Here is an 18441-nt window from a genome sequence, read left to right as displayed (position 1 = left end):
TATATACATATGAATAGTTAGTCATATGTTAATCAGAGGCGGATCATGCTTACAGTCTTATCAGGTGCCTTGCTTTCTTATTTTGGGACAACATCAGATTATTTTATCGTCTTACTGGCAATTTTTGGGAAACATCAAAAAAGCCGCTGCCATCGACGGATCTTTTTTGGTGAATTGATTGGCAATGGTATTTTGATCGTGATGAGCTTGCTGCTTGCTTATTTGTTGAAATTTATTCCCGAAAGCTGGATTTTAGGTTTATTAGGATTGTTTCCGATTACTGTCGGCTTGAAGACTTTCTTTTCAAAAGAAGATGAAACTGCTAAAGCTAAAGCTTCTGATGCCCATTTAATCCGCGATGTTGTGCTGATGACTTTGACAACTTGCAGTGCCGACAATCTCGCAATTTACATTCCTTTTTTTGCTAGTGTGGATTTTAGTTATCTGCCGGTGATCTTGATTGTCTTTTTGCTGATACTCTCTGCTGTATCTTTCACTGCTTTGAAAATTACGAAGTTTCCTTTGATTCGCGGTTTTTTAAATTCATATGCTGATCTTTTCCAATTAATTGTTTATGTTCTCCTTGGTGCATCGATTATGTGGGAATCGGGGACAATTCAGCATTTTCTGTTAATGCTTTAAAATGAAGCTATGTCGGAAAGTTTGAAATTAATCCATCAGGCAAAGCTGGATGAAGCGGCCAAAATTGCTAAAGTGCTGGCCAACCCAACACGAATCCAGATCTTGAATTTGTTGGAGCAGGATCGGTTGAATGTTGGCGAACTGGTTGCCGCATTGGGGTCAGAACAGTCCACTGTTTCTCATCAGTTGCAGAAATTGCGTGCCTATCAATTAATCAGCCAAGAGCGGATCGGAAAATCTGTCTATTATGAATTGGATGACCCGCATATTGTTGATACATTGAATCAGCTTTTGGGGCATGTGGATCATCTGCTGTTGGGCGAAGATCATGCCGGCAAACACCTTCCAGATTGTTTTCACGTCGAAAAAGAATAAATTTTTCTGTTTGGCGATTAAAATGGTAACCGTTTTCCAAAAAAGTTGTACAATAATACTTGTGAATTTCAAAACAAAGGATGTGTGAGCGAAATGACGAAAAAAGTAGCAATTATTACTGGTGGCGGACAAGGAATCGGCGAAGGAATCGCAAAGCGCCTGTCGCATGACGGATATGCTGTGATTATTAACGGCCGGACACAATCGAAATTGGATAAGGTCGCTGGTGAGATCAAAACAGCCGGCGGGGAAGCCGTTACCTTTGCCGGGGATGTTTCTCATCGTGATGTAAATGAAGCTTTGATCAAAACCGCTGAAGACAAATTCGGCCGTCTGGATGTTTTTGTTGCCAATGCCGGAATTGACTGGGTTGACAACATCGAAGAAACCCCAGCTGAGGCTGTGGACAACGTCATTAATATTAACTTGAAGTCGCAAATTTGGGCTTTGCAGACAGCACCGCGTCTGATGCGCAAATCCGGTGATGGTGGTTCAATCGTATTGGCATCATCGATTGCTGGTATGGAAGGTTTTGAGATGCTGGGCATTTATTCAGCAACCAAGTTTGCTACACGCGGTCTTGTACAAGCAGCTGCTAAGGAATTAGCCGTTGATAAGATTCGTGTGAATGCTTATAACCCTGGTATTGTTTTGACACCAATGTGGGATGAAATTGACCAGCGTTTCTCGGAGCGCAAGAATGTGCCATTGGGGTCGACACGCCAAGCCTTTATTGACGGCATTCTTTTGGGACGCGGCGAGGAGCCTGAAGATGTTGCCAAACTGGTTAGTTTCCTGACAAGTGATGAAAGTGATTATATTACTGGTCAGTCCATTGCTGTTGATGGCGGCATCAAGTTTTCTTAATTTTCCTGCTCTTGTTCTTTATATGTATATTAAAAGCTTATTACCTGAGTTTTCGGATAATAAGCTTTTTTAATTAAAAAGCCCCTCTCAAAAAAGGGGCTTTATCACTCATGTCTTTATAAATGACGATATTGGTAATCGATACTTACAGTCTGTGTACTTCCGGCCCTAATGACAACATCACCTAAGCTGGGGATATTTTCACTGTTTGGTGCGGTTTGAGCCTCCAATGCCATTGCAGTCCAAGGATGAGCAGCGCCGTGATTAAAGGTCAGCGCCCGATCAATTGCATCGGCTGAATAGGCCACAATAGCATTTCTTGTCGAATAGAGGCGCACCTGTCTGCCGCTGCTGCGGTCCGTGATGACAGCGGCAGGATCGGTATCAACGCGATGGGCCTGATCCAGCAAAAAGACGTCATCAAACCCGCCTTCGGCGGTCATCTTTTTTAACTGTTCCAGTGCTTTGCCTAAATCCGGCTGATTTTTTAGATCAAAGGGGCCTTGATTATCGATCAAACGGCCATCAGGGGCTTTGCTTGCATCAAAGGCCAAGTGCTGATGACTGTTCAGCCATAGATCGTGTCCTGTGATATCACCAACCTCATCGTCAGCTAGATTGAAATAGGTATGCAGTGTTGGATTGAAGACCCCGTCGGTACCTGTCTGTTGACCTGTGAAGGTGACTGTTAAACGATCATCCTCGCTTAATTCATAACTGACTGTCAATAGTAAATCACCAGGAAAACCGTCTTCAGCGGCGGTCATCTGTTTGGATAAAACAATCTTGCCGCGATCGTCTGCCTGGTCGACTTGGAAGAATTGAAAAGAGAAGCCTTGCGGCCCGCCATGCAGTGAATTGCCGTTTTCATTCTCCAACAGAGAAACATCCTGGCCGTTCAATTTAAATGAGGCATCCTTAATACGGCCAGCGGTACGCCCGACAATATGATTGAGATAAAGGTCATTATCGGTATAGTTGCTTAAATCATCCGACTTTAGCAGCAGCTGTTGCCGTTTACCGTCATCGAGGACAGAAAATTCTTGCAAAATGCCGGCGTAATTCAGGACGGAAATTTTAGTTCCATGCTGATTAACCAGCGTATAACGAGTCACTTTCTGCTTACCATATCTACCAAAAGCATCTTGACGAAAAATCATGCTGGCCTCCTTTTTAAGATACTGATTTCGTTTTAAAGTTGTTTAATAAAACGGTCAAAAGCTTCTTGACCTTCTGCATTGCGTTTGAAAACGCCGGCATCTTCCAGAACCCGGGCAAAGACACGCCCCGTCGCCTGCAAAACGTAATCATCTGCTTCCTGGGCCTTACCGGTAAAATCAGCCTTCAGTTTTTCAGCCCAAGGACGGTGGTAATCGGCCATCTGATTGTCTTGGCCGAGCACAAATTTAACCACTTCGGCCAATTCGGTCTTCAGACGTGCCGGCAAGATAGCTAATCCCATGACTTCGATCAGGCCGATATTTTCCTTTTTAATATGCTGGACATCTTGATGCGGATGGAAAATACCATCAGGGTACTGGCTGGATGTCTGATTGTCGCGCAGAACTAGATCTAATTCAAATTGATTATCTCTAAAGCGGGCGATTGGTGTCACTGTGTGGTGCCTGACGCCTTGGCTTTCTGCACGCACATCAACAGACTCATCAGAATAGTGCCGCCAGCTGTCCAAAATATGCGCTGCCGCTTTGACAAGATCGTCTTGATCTTTACCAGCAAGGCGGATCACAGACATTGGCCATTTGACAATGCCGGCTGAAACATCAGGAAAGCCCGCCAGGGCAAAAGTCTTTTCAACTGCTGCTTTGGCCATAGGAAATTCGTGCCGGCCGCCTTGATAATGGTCGTGGCTTAAAATCGACCCGCCGACAATCGGCAGATCAGCATTGGAGCCGACTGTATATTCAGGGAACTTTGTCACAATCGACAAGAGGTTATTGATCGTGACGGCATCAATATGCATGGGGCGGTGTACTGGCGCGATAAAGATTGCGTGTTCATTGAAATAAGCATAAGGCGAATATTGAAAACCCCAAGTTTCGTGATTTAACGGCAGACGCACGATTCGGTGTTCAGCACGAGCCGGGTAGCCCAGACGGCCTGAATAGCCTTCGTTTTCCATACATAACTGGCACAGCGGGTAGCTGGTCGAAGCTTGTCTGCCGGCTGCAGCAATGGCTTTAGGATCTTTTTCCGGTTTGGATAAATTGATTGTAATTTCCAAATTGCCATAATCTGTTTTTGTCTGAAAAGCGATATTTTTGGCAATTGCTTTAGTTTTGATGTAATCGCTGGCCTTGGACAAATTAAAGAAATAATCCGTAGCTGTGTTGGGTGATTGTTTATATTTTTCCCAGAAAATGTGATTAACCGTGCTGGGCTTTGGAACTGTCAAAGCCATTAATTCGGACCCTAAAATTTCTTTGTCTGTTAACGAGTCTTCAATTTTTCCGTTTGCAACGGCTGTCTGCAACAAGTGGTCGCGTACCTGTAGAATATCTTTGTCAGAAATGCCGGCTGGAAAATCTTGATGTTCTTCGCCGCTTAAAGCATAAATCCGATTGACTAAATATAATTTATCCATCGCTGAATAAGTACGGCCGCAGCCGATAACCAAATCCGCAAAAGTCTCCGCTAAATTCTGCGTCATTAAAAATCCTCCATATAAAATATAAATATTGTTTTAATCTACTGCTTTTGAACCGTCACCGATTTTTGCGACATAGAAACCAGCACGGTAACCGAATTTCTTAAAGTAACGGTCGCCAACAACTTGTTTGACTTGGTCCACTTTATCTTTGTCAACAAGTGCAATCGCACAGCCGCCAAATCCAGCGCCAATCATACGAGCACCCAAAACGCCTTCCTGCTGCTGAGCTGTTTCGGCCAATGTGTCCAGTTCATCCCCTGTAACTGCGTAATCGTCCTTCAAAGACTTATGAGAGCGGTTCATTAACTGGCCGAACTGTTTCAAATCACCATTTGTCAGTGCGTCTTTAGCCAATAATGTCCGCTGATTTTCGTAAACGGCATGGCGTGCGCGCTTGATCAAGGTACCATCCGCGATGAGATCTGTATTTTTATCGAATTCGCTGATGCTTAATTCGCCCAAGGATTTGATATCCAACTTGCTCTGCAGCCTCTTGAGGGCTTCTTCGCATTGCTGGCGGCGCTCATTATATTTAGAATCCGCCAATTTGCGCTGCTTATTTGTGTTCATGATCAAAATCACATTATCACCGAATTTAGCTGGGACGAGTTCGTAGTCCAGTGTATTTGTGTCCAAGAAAATTGCCTGGTCTTTTTTGCCAAAGCCGATGGCAAACTGATCCATGATACCTGAGTTGACGCCAATGAAGTCATTCTCAGCCCGTTGGCCAGCTTGAACTAATTGCAAACGTGTGGTTTTCAGATCAAATAAGTCTTCTAAAACAACGCCGATTAATAGCTCCAGTGAAGCTGATGATGACAAGCCCGAAGAATTCGGCAGATTGCCTTCGATGGCCAAGTCAAAACCATTAGGAATGTGGAAACCTTCCTTTTCCAAAGCGAGAATCATGCCTTTAACGTAATTGTCCCAGCTGTTGTTAGGACTTTTTTGTATCTTATCCAAATCAAAACTAACAACACCTTGTTCTTCAAAATTGCCCGAATAGAGGCGGACTGTCTGATCTTGTCTTTTGGATGCAACACCATAAGTACCCAATGTAATTGCAGCTGGAAAAACATGTCCGCCATTATAATCCGTATGTTCGCCGATCAAATTAATCCGTCCAGGCGAGAAAAAACGCCGCTCTGGTTTAGCTGAAAACTTTTCTTGAAAAATAGTCTCTAATTTTGTATAAATATCCGTCATGAATAAAACTCCAAATTTCGTCTCGAAATCAATACTTTCTAACAATGCGTGTTTGCAGGTGTGATTTATCTAACTGCCTACTCAGCTCGCCTCGGCTGCCGAGATAGATGTTTTTTGTAAACATTTAGTAAATCCGAAAAGTAGTTTACCACAAAAGCAAGCCATAAGAAAGCGCTTACCAATTTTTTTGAAAAGATTCGCGATAAACAAGCCGGCTGGGGATGGTTACCCACTTAGTCCAAGTGCGGCTGCTTTGGGAAAGCTCAATAGCTTGGCTGACAGCACTGGCACCCAATGCGTGTTGAGGCAGGTTCACGCTGGTCAAAGAAGGGTTCAAATAGGCAGCTGTATCTAAGTCATCAAAGCTGGCCAAGGCCAAATCTTTTCCGATAACAATGCCATTTTCCTGCAGTGCTTTCATGGCACCGATCGCAATCACATCTGACGCAACTAATAAGGCATCACAAGGTTTCTTTTGCTGAAGCAGAACTTTAACTGCATCCACACCGGCAGCTGACGACCAGCTGCCTAGTATTTCACTACTCTCAAGCTGTTTTTGGGACATCCATTTTTCATAAGCAAGTGTCCGTGGATCTTTACTGCGGCTTTTGATTTTACCATCCAGATCAATTCGTTCGTTGATACCGCCGATAAAGGCAACGTGTTGGCGGCCGCTTTGTTTGAATTCGTTTAAAATTCTTTCGGTCATTTCTGCTAAATCCGGGTTGACGGAATCGATATCGGCTAATCGGTCTCGGGAATCAACAAGAACCAGATTCGTGTTTATTTTCTTGATTTGCCTAATGGCAGAAATGGATAGATCACCGGTTACAATGACGGCCGAATATTGGCTTAAATCAACGCCATGCAGGCCATCAGTCAAGCGAAAAATGCCTGCGATTGTGGCTCTGCTTTGTTTGGCGGCCTGCTTAATGCCCTGATGAACGCTGCGCCAATAAGGGTCATCGACTTCTCTTTGTTCGGACATGCTGGTAACGACCGCAATCGTGGCAATATTTTTCCTTCTCTGTTCGCGATTATTTTCATAATTCAGCTTGCCTGCGATTTGTTTGACGCGCTTGCGTGTACTTTCGGTCACAGATAAAGTCGGATCGGAATTTAAGATCCGAGAAACAGTTCCTGGAGACACGGATGCCAATTTTGCAATTTCTTTAATCGTTACTGCCATAGTTAGTTAAACTCATTGTAATATTTTTGTTAGCGCTTTACTTACACTGCATAAAAATGAGTGATTTTTTCAGCTGGTAGCTGCTGTTTAGAAAATTTTTAATAAACATTTAGTAAAAAACTTGACATTTATTTTGGAAGCGCTTACTATAATGTGCAGGTTCTATCCCTGAGAATGTTTGGCAATATAACCTGGATTAAGGAGAGTTTAGTTTTATGGAAAAAACAAAGAAGACAGTAACTTCGCGGCTGTCTTATTCTTTTGGTGCTTTTGGCCATGACATGTTTTATGCGACTTTGTCGACCTATTTCATTATGTTTGTGACATCGCATCTATTTGATAAGGAAAGCGGTGCATCTGGTGCCCGCATGATCGGCTATATTACGCTGATTATTATGGTGCTGCGTTTTATCGAACTGGCAATTGATCCCTTTATTGGAAATACAATTGATAACACGACAACGCGTTGGGGTAAATTCAAGCCCTGGGTTGTTGTTGGTGGTACCGTTGGTTCGATTGCACTAACATTATTGTTTACTAATCTTGGTGGATTGAATATTTCTAATCCGATCTTGTATTTAATTATTTTTGCCGTTCTGTATATTACGATGGACGTGTTTTATTCCTTTAAGGATATCGGCTTTTGGTCAATGATTCCGGCTTTGTCATTTGATTCCCGCGAACGGGAAAAGACAGCAACATTTGCTCGTGTTGGTTCGACGATCGGGCAGAATATTGTTGGTGTAATTGTGATGCCGATTGTGTTGTTCTTTTCTTTGAGCAGCAATAATGGGCAGGGAGACAATCGCGGCTGGTTTGCTTTTGCGTTGATTATTGGTTTGATCTCTTGGATCTCGGCTATTGCTGTTGGTTTAGGAACAAAAGAAATTGATTCTGATCTGCGTAAGAACAAAGAGAAGACGTCATTGAAGGATGTTCTGCATGTCTTGACACGCAATGACCAATTAATGTGGCTGTCTTTGTCTTATGCCTTTTATGCGACTGGTATTCAGATTACAAATGCTCTGGAACTGTATTACTTTACCTATATCTTGGGCAATGCCAGCCAGTTTTCAATTCTAGCTACGTTAAACACCTTCATTGGCTTGCTGGCCGTCTTATTGTTCCCGCCGCTGGCTCAAAAGTTTAATCGTCGAAATGTCTTCTTCATTTCGATCGCTGTCTTGGTTGTTGGTATTGCTGTGTTTACGATGGCTGGCAATTCTCTGCTGCTGGTTCTGATCGGTGCTGAACTCTTCTTTATTCCGCAGCCTTTGGTTTTCTTAGTCGTTTTGATGACAATTACGGATTCTGTCGAATACGGCCAATTGAAGTTCGGGCATCGAGACGAAAGCCTGACTTTGTCTGTTCGTCCTTTGCTGGATAAGCTAGGCGGCGCGATTTCAAACGGTGTTGTTGGTATCACGGCTGTTTGGGCTGGTATGACAGCCGGTGCTTCTTCTCATACGGTGACAGGACAGGGAAGTACAATCTTTAAAATCATGATGTTCGGCCTGCCTTTACTGCTCGTGGTCATTGCTACAATTGTGTTTTTCAAGAAAGTTACTTTGGACGAAAAGGCGCATGCCAAAATTGTTGATCAACTGGAAAAGAGCTGGGGTAAAAACTTCAGCGACAGCAAGGAAAATGCTAGGATTCCAGTTGCTGCATTAAAAGAAGGTGAATTTGCCTATTATGCACCGATTTCCGGTGAACTGGTTCCTTTAAAGGATGTCTCTGATCCGACCTTTGCTTCTGGATCTATGGGTGAAGGATTTGCGATCAAGCCCAATGATGGCCGAGTCTATGCACCTTTTGACGGCATCATTCGAACGACTTTCTCGACACGGCATGCCGTAGGAATGGTTTCTGATGACGGCATCGCCAGTCTGATTCATATCGGAGTCGGCACGGTCAACATGCGCGGTACTGGTTTTATTAATTATTTTGAAAGCGGCCAGCATGTTAAACGCGGAGATCTGCTGATTGAGTTCTGGGATCCAGCCATTCAAAAAGCTGGTTTCGATGATACTGTGATTGTTGTGATTACGAATTCCAATAGCCTATCGCATTTTGAACTCGTGAAAAGTAGCGGCCAGGTCACTAAAGATGATCTGATATTAAAGTTAACTAAAAAATAATTTTCAAAAACATCTGCTTAGACGGATGTTTTTTTGATGGTTCATTTTTTTGAATTGCTTATACTTAAATATATAAAGGAAGGTCATTACGTGGAATTTGCAATTCTGAATCCAGAATCGTTTGATCGTTTTGAAAAGACTCAGCCTGAAGGGTCTTTTTATCAAAGCATCGAGCAGTATTATCACTTTAAAAATTTGCATACGAGACAGGCACAATTGTTTGCCGTCAAGGAGGGGGAAAATGTTCTCTTGTCGGCTTTGGTTACGATTGTTAAAAGCCGAACAGGACGTGTCGCTGAGATTATGGGCGGACCGGTCATTGATCCGACTGCCGAAAATAGCCGTGAGCTGCTAATTTTTTTCTTCCAATCTTTAAAAGACTGCTTAAAGAAAAAGCATGTTTATTATCTGCGTGTCATTCCAAATAAGAGTCTGCGGCGCATTGACGATGACGGACAGGTCACTGAGCTGGATCAAAGCAGCTACATGGCCATATACCGACAGTTAGGCTTCATTTATCAGTCTTTTGATCAAGTTGGCTATAATTTTGCCAGTCCTCATTATGAATACCGTAAGGATATCGCCGGATTAGATCGAAAAACACTTTTTGCCAGTTTCAGCAAGGCGGCCCAGTATTCGATTAAAAAAACGCATGAATTCGGCGTTACGACACGCTTTATTGGTTATGATGAGTTGCCAAAATTTCACGAAAACACAAGTAAAACGGCGGCGAGGTTAGGTTTTGCTGATAAGTCGCTCGCTTATTACGAAAGTGTTTTTAAGACTTTTAAGGATAATGCGAAATTTGTTGTGGCCGAAATCGAATTGAATCAGTACATTGGGCATTTTCAGCAATTGATCGATCAGCTGCAAGCTCAAATTGACAAATTGGCTGCTGCTGATGCAAAGCGTCAAAACAACCATAAAGCCAATCAAATTAAAGAGTTGCGCAGTCAAATGGAGCAGCATGGCAAGCGGATTTCTCAGGCCAAGAAAATTATGGCGGAAAAAGGCCATTTGATTAATTTGGCCGGTGCATTGTTTTTTATTCAGCCGCAAGAAGTTAGTTATATGTTCAGCTACACAAATAGCGAATTCAAGAATTTCTATGGGCCCTATCAAGTTCAGGAGAAGATACTGAATTTAGCCGTTGATGCCAAGATTCCCGGCTATAATTTTTATGGTGTTTCGGGTGATCGTTCCGGCAAAGATGGTGTCTATGAATTTAAAAAGGGATTTAATGGCTACATGGTCGATGATATGGGTGCGTTTATTCTGCCCATTAAAAAAATCAGATATGTTTTCTTGCAGAATTTGAAAAAAATCTTACGCGGCAAATGATTTTTTGTTAAAATGAATCTAATTTATTGAAGGGATTCGTGATTTTGGCAGCTTGGATTAGTCTACAACACACGATAATTAATATTTCAACGTCTAAGGGGACAAGTGTCTCTTTTTTTAATGCAAATAATTAATTATTGCTGTTAGTCCGAACTGTAAACACTTGATCAGTTGGTTGGCGATGAGCTGACCGCTTTTTATTGTCGGCCTGACATGCTTCTAGGAGTGTCGCATGGACAATAAAATAATTCGTCAAAATATCTATAAAGGTTACATCTACCAATTTGCCAGCTATTTCGGTATTACGAGCCTCTGGGTTATGTATTTGGGTCAGCGAGGTTTGTCATTATGGCAGATTGGTCTCTGCGAAAGCATTTTTCACATTGCCAGTTTTATGTTTGAACTGCCGACCGGTGTTTTAGCTGATCGTTTCAAATACAAAACAATTCTCATCTTTGGCCGGCTGTTGGCCTTTATTAGTGCAGCCATTATGCTTTTTGCCAACAATTTCTTTTTCTTTGCTGTCTCTTTTATTTTTAGTGCCTGGTCTTACAATATGCAGTCCGGCACGATCGATGCGCTGATGTACGAATCGTTGGATCCAAAGGATCGCCAGGGCCGATACCCGCATGTGATTAGCGTCAGTAATTCTTTAATCGAGGCGGCCAGTACGATTGGTGCTATGTTGGCTGCTGTCTTTGTACATTGGCATTTTCAGACAACCTATTGGATTGAAATTGCCTGTGCTATCATTGCCGGCCTGACGGCCTATAAAATGCATGAACCCATCCGACAAAAAGATCGTGCCGCTGAAAGCCAGCCGCGTATTTGGTCCATTGTCAAAGGATCGGCGAAATTTTTGTATCAGACAAAACAGCTTCAGCATTTGATTATGATTGAGGCTTTATTTTCCAGTATTTGTACCTGCTACTATTACTATTTCCAGTCTTTGATGGCTGACTATCATTTCAGCAGCTGGTCAATCTCGCTTTTGATGCTGACCTCGGCAATTACCAACATCGCCGCTGTGCAGATGACGCCTTATTTGCAGAGGCGTTTTCCACAAAAACATTTAATTTTTGGTCTGAGTGTTCTGCTGACCTTAAGTATGCTGTTGACATGGATCGATTGGATTCCGACATTAGTCGGCCTCTATTTAATCGTCAACCTGCTGGCTGCGGCTGTTGAACCGCTATTCAGCAATTACAATAATCAATTAATTCCAAGCGGTCAGCGAGCGACCTTATTAAGCACAGCCAGTATGCTTTTTTCTTTATCGATGATTATCATGTTTCCGCTGGTCGGTTACCTGATCCAAATGATTAATTTTTCGATGGCTTTTGGCCTGCTGGGATTGATATTTTGTGCCCTATTATTTTGGGAAACGCTGGCTGGCCGAAAAAGTGCTGCTTGATTTTTAAAAGCTCTCAGTCGGGATTGCTGCTAATTTGCCTTGCCAATCAACCTTGGGATATCGTTTTGAGAGTGCGTTTTTAAGGATTCGCTTGGCCAAATTACCATTGCGTGTCAGAATCGGGCCGTGAAAATAGGTGCCGTAGACTTGTTTGTAAATCACGCCTTCTGTCTGGTCGTCGCCGTTATTGCCGTTGCCGGAAATGACATGGCCCAGAGCTTTTTCACCCTCGCCCAAAAAAGTGCGGCCCTGATGGTTTTCAAAACCATGGTAAGTTTCGCCGTTTTCATTATTTTTAATTTCAATATTGCCGATTAAACGTTTGCCGCGCATGCCGTCTTTTAATTCGGGTGAATTCAGATTGACAGTATGATGCGACATGACGCCGATACCATTGATGACTTTGCCGTCCGCAAATTCCATGGTCCGGCCCAATAATTGAAAGCCGCCGCAAACAGCTAATAAGGACCCGCCTTGTTCGATGTAAGTCTTAATTTCTGCTGATTTACCAGGCAGGTCTTTAGCGGTCACAGATTCTTCGTAGTCCTGCCCGCCGCCAAAAAGCACGAAATCATAATCATCTGCTTTAAAAGTATCGTGAAGAGAGACGAGCTCGTAATCGACAGTTACACCAATCTGTTTGGCATAGTAGGTCAAAGCAATCACATTGCCGTAATCACCGTATGTATTCATCAAATCACCATATAAGTGCGCAATTCTAAGCTTGTAATCTGCCATCAAAAGCTTCCTTTCGCCAAGCCGGCCTTGGTTAATTCTGCCCGAAACATGAGCATACTTGTATATGTTGCAGCCACGTAAACATTTTTTGTCGGCAGTGCTTTAATGCGGTCAATCAGTTTGCTAAAATCCTGTTCGACAATCTGGTCGGGGAAACCGGCCATTTTCAAACGAACGCTAAAGTCTTTATAGCGCTGGCCGCCAACAATAATTTTAGCCAGTTTTGTCTCATGCAGACGCTCGAATTCCGCGTCAAAAATCCAGCTGGTATCAATACCGTCGGCATAATTGGCATTCAGCAGTGTCACCAGGCTGAAGGGCTGCGGATCGCTAATCATCATGTCAATGACGCTGTTAGCACCGACAGGATTTTTAATCAGGACGATCGTGACAAGATGGTCGCCGATTTGCAGCTGTTCCTGGCGGCCAAAGATGCGTGAATCTTCATTGAGAGCAGCAAAAATTTGATCAGCGGTCAACCCGAATTCACGGCCCAAAGCATAAGCAGCCAGCGCGTTATAAATATTGTAGAGGCCGCCTAAAGGCAGTGTGAAAGCATGCTGATCAATTTCAAAATCAGATTTAGCTGGCGTTAGCGAATCGACTTTGGTGACGGCGTATTTCAGATCGGGCCGTTTGAAACTTTTATCAGGCGTAAAATAGCTGCCCAAATTGGCGTAAGTCAAATAGTGGTAATGCAGTACCTGATCATCGGTCGGAGCCAAAATGCCGTCCGTGTTTGTTGGCGCACGATGGTCGCCAGTCTCGGGGCGGTCGGCAAAACCAAAATAGGTCACGGGATTAGCATAGGGTTTGCGTGCGAAAATTGGAGAATCACCGTTAGCAATCACTTCCGCTTTTGGGCTGCTATTGATACCATCGGTGATTTTTTCATAGGTTGTGTAAATTTCGCCGTAGCGATCCATCTGATCGCGAAAAATATTTGTCAAGACAAAATGACTGGCCTGCAGACTTTCGGCGGCCGCTTTCACATTGGCTTCATCGACTTCTAAAACCGCAATGGGTTTTTGCCCTTGTCGATTAGCCTGGCGGATTTGAGCAGCGTGAGCCATAATTGTGGCAACAATTCCTTGAATCATATTGGATCCGGATTTATTAGTAATAATCAAGCGGCCGCTTTTGGATAAGACTCGAGCGCAAAGGGCGGTTGTGAGTGTTTTACCATTCGTGCCTGTGATAATCACAGTCTGGATTTTGTCGGCAAATTCTTTTAAAATAGCTGGATCCAGCTGATAAGCGATTTTACCAGGCAGTGAGGTGCCGCCGCGATGAAGGATTTTGTGTAAAAATATGTAGCTTGTCGATCCGGCAAACAAGGCGAATTTGCTTCTAATAGTCATAAACAAATTATAGACTAGCATAAAAATATCACTGATATAATTGGACACATGACACAGCTATTTTTTGAATACGGCGCTATGGGATCAGGCAAGACAATCGAAATCCTGAAGGTAGCCCATAACTATGAATCACAAGGCAAAAAAGTCTTACTGATGACGCCTGATGTTGACGACCGAGCGGGTGTCGGCATTATTGCCAGCCGCATCGGCTTAAAACGCGAAGCGATCGCGATTCATAAAAAAGATAACCTCTTTGACGAAGTAGCTAAGACAACTGATACGATTTCGGCTGTGTTGATTGATGAAGCTCAGTTTTTAAGCGCTGAACAAGTTGACCAGCTGGCGGAAGTTGTTGATGATTTGAATATTCCTGTCATGACTTTTGGCCTGCGTCAGGACGCTTTTAATCATCTTTTCCCGGGCTCAAAGCGTTTATTTGAAATCGCAGATAAATTAGAAGAGATGAAAACGATTTGTACTTTTTGCGGCAAAAAGGCGATTACGCAGCTGCGTATTGTTAATGGCAAACCACAGTATGCTGGAGACCAAGTATTTATCGGCGGGGATGAGACTTACGTGCCTGTCTGCCGCAAGCATTGGCACCATCCTGATAAAGAACGGCTTGCAGAACTGTTTCCTCAAAAAGATCAGCCCGCTGATTAAAGTGGCTGTTGACCGACTTGTTGATGGCTGCGATTTTGCTGGTGGTCATACTGGTTCGTAAAAATATCGTTAAAGCTTAAAAAAACAGGCCCTGGGGCCTGTTTTTTATTTATTAATTGGATTTAGTTTTGGTAGATAACGCCAAGACAGCATCGTGATCCCACAGATGATCGTAATCTTGATTAATCCCGGTATTAGGAAAGGCAAAATGCCGTTTTCTATAGCAGCCGGCAGTGTCATTGGCGCGGCGAACATGAGCCAGACAGCACCGATGATTAATTGAATCGTGGCTGCTGATAGATTGGCAATACCTAATTGCCAGCTATTGTGGTCGCGATTAATCAGACGTACTAATAGGATGTAGATTAAAAATCCCCAGATATAACCGCCAGTTGGTCCTAACAGAACACTCAGGCCGGCGTGGGCATTAGCAAACACAGGCAGGCCCAACCATCCCAACAGAATGTAGATCGACAGAGACTCAATACCAACACTTAGGCCAAAGATACTGGCAATTAGGCCGACAGCTAAAGTCTGGCCTGTAATTGGCACCCAAATTAATGGGATTGTAATTTGCGAGCTGAATCCTAGGAAAATAGCTAATAGGAAAGCCAGCCCGACCTTTTTTAAATTGTTTTGAATGGTGAATTTATCCATGATATAACCTTTCTTTTAAATTTACTTTTGTAATTTCACCAGCTGCAAAATGCCGCTGTTGACCCTTGCTGTCTTCTAAAACCAGTTCAGCATCATCATCAATTTTCAGGGCAATGCCGCTGATTTTCTGATGATTAAATTCAAGCACAACCTGATGGCGCAGGATATAGGAATGACGTCGGTATTCATCTAAGAATGCAGTGTCTTTATATGAAGCATATAATCTGAAAAACTGATTGATCAAGGCAGCGATTAAGACATTTCGCTGCTGACCGTCATCTTGGCCCAGACTGCCGGCCTTGTTTTTCAAAGAAGGCGGTAGAGGTGCCTGCGATTCCGATACGTTAATTCCGATCCCGACCAGCAGGGCATTAATTTGACCGCTTTCCAAGTCCGTGATGGCTTCAGAAAGAATCCCGCCGCATTTTTTATCCTGAAATAGGAGGTCGTTGACCCACTTGTATTGAATTTGAATACCAAAAACTTCTTTAATGGCGCGTCCGCAAGCAACAGCTGAAGCGGTTGTCAAAAGGCCGGGTATGACAGTTTCGCCTTGTTTTAGCGGGACGGCCAATGTCATGTAAATTCCGCTGTTGGCAGGCGAAAAGAAATTGCGGTCACGACGGCCATGACCGCTGGTCTGCTCGTTTGCAATGATGACCGCCGGCTTTTTTAGACCCTCAGCCAGCATTTTTTTTGCCAGCGTATTGGTGGAATCGACGCTTTCAAATAGATGCAATGTAATATCGGCAGGTGCTGTCAAAAGACTGCGGATAATTTTTTCGTCCAGACGGCCGTCCGCTGATAATTTGTATCCCAAGCCATGTCTGCTTTCGATCAGGTAACCCTGATTTTTTAACGTATTAAACGCCTTCCAAATCGCGGTCCGGCTGATAGCTAATTGAGTTGCCAGTTCACTTCCCGAGCGCCATTCCCCTGGATGCTGACTGAGAAAAGCGAGCAGGGTCTCACTTGTTGACAATAAAAATCACCCCCATTTGTTAACCAATTGTCAGGTATAAGTTGACCATTGTCAAGAACTATTTATTTGATGTTCGAATTACTTTTATTCGTTTTTAAGAGGAAAAATAATTTGTAATCTTTTCTTTTATGAGCCCTCATTTGGGCATAAACAAGAATTTTGTGCGTTTTTTTAAGTAGCCAAAGTTTGACAATACGCAGAGCTGTTGCTAAGATACAAAGCACAAACACTTTGATGTTTGAAATAAATTTGAAGGAGGTTGACTGTTGTTATTAAATGCTCGACAAATCGCTGATTTGATTCCTAACCGATATCCGATTGCCTGGATTGATGGTGTCACGAAATTTACACCGGATGAATCAATCACGGCCGTCAAGAATATCACGGTCAATGAACAATTCATGCAGGGACGGCGGGATATTACAGCTGTTCCGAATATTTTGATTATCGAGATGCTGGCTCAAGCGGCTTCGATTTTGATCCTGAAGTCCCCTAAGTTTGCACATAAGACGGCCTACTTGGGTGGTATTCACTCAGCAAGGTTCGTACGTTCGCTGCTTCCAGGCGAACAGGTCGAACTTAGTATTGAATTAACCAAAGTGCGTGAAAACATGGGTGTCGTCGATTGTACAGCATCAGTTGGCACAGAACAGATTGCGAGTGCACAGCTTTTGTTCGTTGTTTCGCCTGAGGAGACAGCTTCGCCGGAAAAGGACGAACTTGTTCATTAAAAAAGCGCAGGCGGCAATGTATGACTGATCCAAAAATAAGGAGAATCAGCGGCCTGCTGATCGAAGTTTATAACGATATCCTGCAGGTAGAAGAAAAGTACCTTCGCACAAGTCGTTTTAAAGATATTACAGTCAAGGAAGTGCACACAATTGATGCAATTACGATGTATGACCACAAGACAACGACTGCTGTGGCGCGTAAATTGCAGCTTTCTCCAGGAACTGTGACGGCTTCGATCGATAAGCTTGTAAAAAAAGGCTACGTTGTACGGCTGCAATCTGCCGATGATCAACGTGTCATTCGTTTAGGCCTTACCAGGCGCGGCCGGCTAATCTATCGCGCACACGAGTCTTTTCATCGCCAGATGACGGAGACTTTCTTAGGCGACATGGATACCAGCCAAGTTGATTTAATCGAACGCGCTATGTTGAATTTACGGTCCTTCTTAGAGATTGCGACTGAGAAAGGCGACAGCAATGAAGACAATTAAAATAATTGCTACGGCTAGTCAGGTGCCAGAAAAGATTGTCAGCAATGACGATCTAGCGGCGATCATGGATACATCAGATGACTGGATTAAAAGCCGGACCGGTATTTCTAATCGCCATATTGCAGTCAATGAGACGACATCGTCTCTGGCAGCCGGCGCTCTAAAACAACTGATTCAAGACAGCGGTATCCATCCCGAAGAAATTTCGTATGTGATTGTGGCAACGATGAGTCCTGACCGTCTAGCGCCTTCAACGGCAGCTACGATCTCGGCTGCGATGGGACTGACTAATGCGTTTGCATTTGATGTTAACGTTGCCTGTTCAGGCTTTGTTTACGCCTTACAGCTAGCCCAAGGGTTGGTGAATAGCTTGTCAGCGGGTTACGGTGTTGTTATAGGTTCGGAAGTTTTGTCCAAACTCGTCGATTGGCAGGAGCGAAGCACCGCTGTGTTGTTTGGTGATGGTGCGGCCGGTGTCTTGTTGGAAACAACTCAGGAAGCAAATCGTTTGTTAGCGGCTGATTTGCGCACTTATGGCGAGCAGGCCGAATCTTTGACAGCCGGCAGTTATGTCGCTTCCAAGGTCTGGCAGCAGCCGCAGACGGGCAGTCCTTATTTTCAAATGGACGGCAAAGCGGTATATTCATTTGCCACGCGGCAGGTCCCAGCATCTATTCGACGGGCTTTTGACCAAATTGAACAGACGCCGGATGACTCGGATTACTTTCTCATGCACCAAGCTAATCAGCGGATCATGAATAAAGCAGCGCAGATTTTAGGGCAGCCTAATGAGCGTTTTCTTAGCAACGTTAGCGAGTTCGGTAACACCTCCTCAGCAAGTATCCCTTTGCTACTGGATCAATTTGTCCGCCAAGGCGTGATTCAGCGGGATCAATTATTAACACTCACCGGCTTTGGTGCCGGCTTGAGTGTTGGCACGATTATTTATCATTTTTAAACATCAATCAACTACTA

General features: G+C 43.7%; 18 protein-coding genes. 10 read left to right on the top strand and 8 right to left on the bottom strand.

The features are described 5' to 3' along the window. The first annotated feature begins 45 nt into the window (after nucleotides 1-45). From OKIT_RS00800 to OKIT_RS00790, 3 genes are all read left to right on the top strand, one after another. A complete protein-coding gene (locus OKIT_RS00800) occupies nucleotides 46-642 on the top strand; it encodes a cadmium resistance transporter (protein WP_007744457.1) in 597 nt (198 codons plus the stop codon). 9 nt (nucleotides 643-651) lie between these two features. Continuing rightward, entirely contained in the window at nucleotides 652-1017 is a 366-nt protein-coding gene (locus OKIT_RS00795) for an ArsR/SmtB family transcription factor (protein ID WP_007744454.1), read from the top strand. Between the two features lie 93 nt (nucleotides 1018-1110). Beyond that, a complete protein-coding gene (locus OKIT_RS00790; RefSeq protein ID WP_007744453.1) occupies nucleotides 1111-1884 on the top strand; it encodes a glucose 1-dehydrogenase in 774 nt (257 codons plus the stop codon). 116 nt (nucleotides 1885-2000) lie between these two features. Here the strand turns inward: OKIT_RS00790 and OKIT_RS00785 are convergent, their stop codons facing one another. From OKIT_RS00785 to OKIT_RS00770, 4 genes are all read right to left on the bottom strand, one after another. Further along, a complete protein-coding gene (locus OKIT_RS00785) occupies nucleotides 2001-3044 on the bottom strand; it encodes an aldose epimerase family protein (RefSeq protein WP_007744452.1) in 1044 nt (347 codons plus the stop codon). Nucleotides 3045-3076: 32 nt separating this feature from the next. Then, the gene (gene galT / locus OKIT_RS00780) at nucleotides 3077-4552 is read right to left on the bottom strand and encodes a UDP-glucose--hexose-1-phosphate uridylyltransferase (RefSeq protein WP_007744451.1); all 1476 of its coding nucleotides are present in this window, start codon (nucleotides 4550-4552) and stop codon (nucleotides 3077-3079) included. A gap of 33 nt (nucleotides 4553-4585) precedes the next feature. Continuing rightward, a complete protein-coding gene (locus tag OKIT_RS00775; RefSeq protein WP_007744450.1) occupies nucleotides 4586-5758 on the bottom strand; it encodes a galactokinase in 1173 nt (390 codons plus the stop codon). Nucleotides 5759-5933: 175 nt separating this feature from the next. Next, complete coding sequence (locus tag OKIT_RS00770; RefSeq protein ID WP_007744449.1) at nucleotides 5934-6947, bottom strand: LacI family DNA-binding transcriptional regulator; 1014 nt, start codon at nucleotides 6945-6947, stop codon at nucleotides 5934-5936. 215 nt (nucleotides 6948-7162) lie between these two features. Here OKIT_RS00770 and OKIT_RS00765 point away from each other — a divergent pair, with 215 nt between their 5' ends. The 3 genes from OKIT_RS00765 (at nucleotide 7163) to OKIT_RS00755 (ending at nucleotide 11843) form a co-directional block, all read left to right on the top strand. Then, nucleotides 7163-9088 carry a sugar MFS transporter gene (locus tag OKIT_RS00765; RefSeq protein WP_007744448.1) on the top strand — a complete coding sequence of 642 codons (1926 nt, stop codon included), beginning with the start codon at nucleotides 7163-7165 and terminating at the stop codon, nucleotides 9086-9088. A gap of 90 nt (nucleotides 9089-9178) precedes the next feature. Beyond that, nucleotides 9179-10429 (top strand): peptidoglycan bridge formation glycyltransferase FemA/FemB family protein, encoded by a 1251-nt coding sequence (locus OKIT_RS00760; RefSeq protein WP_007744447.1) that lies wholly within the window; start codon nucleotides 9179-9181, stop codon nucleotides 10427-10429. Nucleotides 10430-10661: 232 nt separating this feature from the next. Next, nucleotides 10662-11843: an MFS transporter gene (locus OKIT_RS00755; RefSeq protein ID WP_007744446.1), complete on the top strand. Its 1182-nt coding sequence runs from the start codon at nucleotides 10662-10664 to the stop codon at nucleotides 11841-11843. Between the two features lie 3 nt (nucleotides 11844-11846). Here the strand turns inward: OKIT_RS00755 and OKIT_RS00750 are convergent, their stop codons facing one another. Beyond that, entirely contained in the window at nucleotides 11847-12581 is a 735-nt protein-coding gene (locus tag OKIT_RS00750; protein WP_007744445.1) for a type 1 glutamine amidotransferase, read from the bottom strand. Further along, nucleotides 12581-13942 carry a Mur ligase family protein gene (locus tag OKIT_RS00745; RefSeq protein WP_028291799.1) on the bottom strand — a complete coding sequence of 454 codons (1362 nt, stop codon included), beginning with the start codon at nucleotides 13940-13942 and terminating at the stop codon, nucleotides 12581-12583. Before OKIT_RS00745 ends, OKIT_RS00750 begins: the two co-directional genes overlap by 1 nt. Nucleotides 13943-13990: 48 nt before the next feature. On the opposite strand from OKIT_RS00745, the gene OKIT_RS00740 reads away from it, so the two are divergent. Then, nucleotides 13991-14605: a thymidine kinase gene (locus OKIT_RS00740; protein ID WP_007744443.1), complete on the top strand. Its 615-nt coding sequence runs from the start codon at nucleotides 13991-13993 to the stop codon at nucleotides 14603-14605. Nucleotides 14606-14710: 105 nt separating this feature from the next. Here the strand turns inward: OKIT_RS00740 and OKIT_RS00735 are convergent, their stop codons facing one another. Both OKIT_RS00735 and OKIT_RS00730 read right to left on the bottom strand, forming a co-directional pair. After that, a complete protein-coding gene (locus OKIT_RS00735; RefSeq protein ID WP_007744441.1) occupies nucleotides 14711-15262 on the bottom strand; it encodes a biotin transporter BioY in 552 nt (183 codons plus the stop codon). Next, a complete protein-coding gene (locus OKIT_RS00730; RefSeq protein WP_007744440.1) occupies nucleotides 15255-16244 on the bottom strand; it encodes a biotin--[acetyl-CoA-carboxylase] ligase in 990 nt (329 codons plus the stop codon). Before OKIT_RS00730 ends, OKIT_RS00735 begins: the two co-directional genes overlap by 8 nt. Nucleotides 16245-16510: 266 nt before the next feature. On the opposite strand from OKIT_RS00730, the gene fabZ reads away from it, so the two are divergent. The 3 genes from fabZ to OKIT_RS00715 are packed head-to-tail and all read left to right on the top strand — an operon-like array spanning nucleotide 16511 to nucleotide 18424. Then, nucleotides 16511-16975, top strand: coding sequence for a 3-hydroxyacyl-ACP dehydratase FabZ (fabZ, locus tag OKIT_RS00725; protein ID WP_007744439.1), 465 nt, complete (start codon nucleotides 16511-16513; stop codon nucleotides 16973-16975). Nucleotides 16976-16995: 20 nt separating this feature from the next. Then, the gene (locus OKIT_RS00720; protein WP_007744438.1) at nucleotides 16996-17466 is read left to right on the top strand and encodes a MarR family winged helix-turn-helix transcriptional regulator; all 471 of its coding nucleotides are present in this window, start codon (nucleotides 16996-16998) and stop codon (nucleotides 17464-17466) included. Continuing rightward, nucleotides 17453-18424, top strand: a complete 972-nt coding sequence (locus OKIT_RS00715; RefSeq protein ID WP_007744437.1) for a beta-ketoacyl-ACP synthase III — start codon at nucleotides 17453-17455, stop codon at nucleotides 18422-18424. Before OKIT_RS00720 ends, OKIT_RS00715 begins: the two co-directional genes overlap by 14 nt. Nucleotides 18425-18441 lie beyond the last annotated feature (17 nt).

The sequence above is a fragment of the Oenococcus kitaharae DSM 17330 genome, from assembly GCF_000241055.1.
Taxonomy (GTDB): domain Bacteria; phylum Bacillota; class Bacilli; order Lactobacillales; family Lactobacillaceae; genus Oenococcus; species Oenococcus kitaharae.
This window is presented reverse-complemented; position numbering and strand designations above follow the sequence as displayed.

Excerpts from the sequence above, each read along its gene's own strand:
- OKIT_RS00800 (WP_007744457.1), top strand. The coding sequence starts at position 46 with ATGCTTACAGTCTTATCAGGTGCCTTGCTTTCTTATTTTGGGACAACA.
- OKIT_RS00795 (WP_007744454.1), top strand. The coding sequence starts at position 652 with ATGTCGGAAAGTTTGAAATTAATCCATCAGGCAAAGCTGGATGAAGCG.
- OKIT_RS00790 (WP_007744453.1), top strand. The coding sequence starts at position 1,111 with ATGACGAAAAAAGTAGCAATTATTACTGGTGGCGGACAAGGAATCGGC.
- OKIT_RS00785 (WP_007744452.1), bottom strand. The coding sequence starts at position 3,044 with ATGATTTTTCGTCAAGATGCTTTTGGTAGATATGGTAAGCAGAAAGTG.
- galT (WP_007744451.1), bottom strand. The coding sequence starts at position 4,552 with ATGACGCAGAATTTAGCGGAGACTTTTGCGGATTTGGTTATCGGCTGC.
- OKIT_RS00775 (WP_007744450.1), bottom strand. The coding sequence starts at position 5,758 with ATGACGGATATTTATACAAAATTAGAGACTATTTTTCAAGAAAAGTTT.
- OKIT_RS00770 (WP_007744449.1), bottom strand. The coding sequence starts at position 6,947 with ATGGCAGTAACGATTAAAGAAATTGCAAAATTGGCATCCGTGTCTCCA.
- OKIT_RS00765 (WP_007744448.1), top strand. The coding sequence starts at position 7,163 with ATGGAAAAAACAAAGAAGACAGTAACTTCGCGGCTGTCTTATTCTTTT.
- OKIT_RS00755 (WP_007744446.1), top strand. The coding sequence starts at position 10,662 with ATGGACAATAAAATAATTCGTCAAAATATCTATAAAGGTTACATCTAC.
- OKIT_RS00750 (WP_007744445.1), bottom strand. The coding sequence starts at position 12,581 with ATGGCAGATTACAAGCTTAGAATTGCGCACTTATATGGTGATTTGATG.
- OKIT_RS00745 (WP_028291799.1), bottom strand. The coding sequence starts at position 13,942 with ATGACTATTAGAAGCAAATTCGCCTTGTTTGCCGGATCGACAAGCTAC.
- OKIT_RS00740 (WP_007744443.1), top strand. The coding sequence starts at position 13,991 with ATGACACAGCTATTTTTTGAATACGGCGCTATGGGATCAGGCAAGACA.
- OKIT_RS00735 (WP_007744441.1), bottom strand. The coding sequence starts at position 15,262 with ATGGATAAATTCACCATTCAAAACAATTTAAAAAAGGTCGGGCTGGCT.
- OKIT_RS00720 (WP_007744438.1), top strand. The coding sequence starts at position 16,996 with ATGACTGATCCAAAAATAAGGAGAATCAGCGGCCTGCTGATCGAAGTT.
- OKIT_RS00715 (WP_007744437.1), top strand. The coding sequence starts at position 17,453 with ATGAAGACAATTAAAATAATTGCTACGGCTAGTCAGGTGCCAGAAAAG.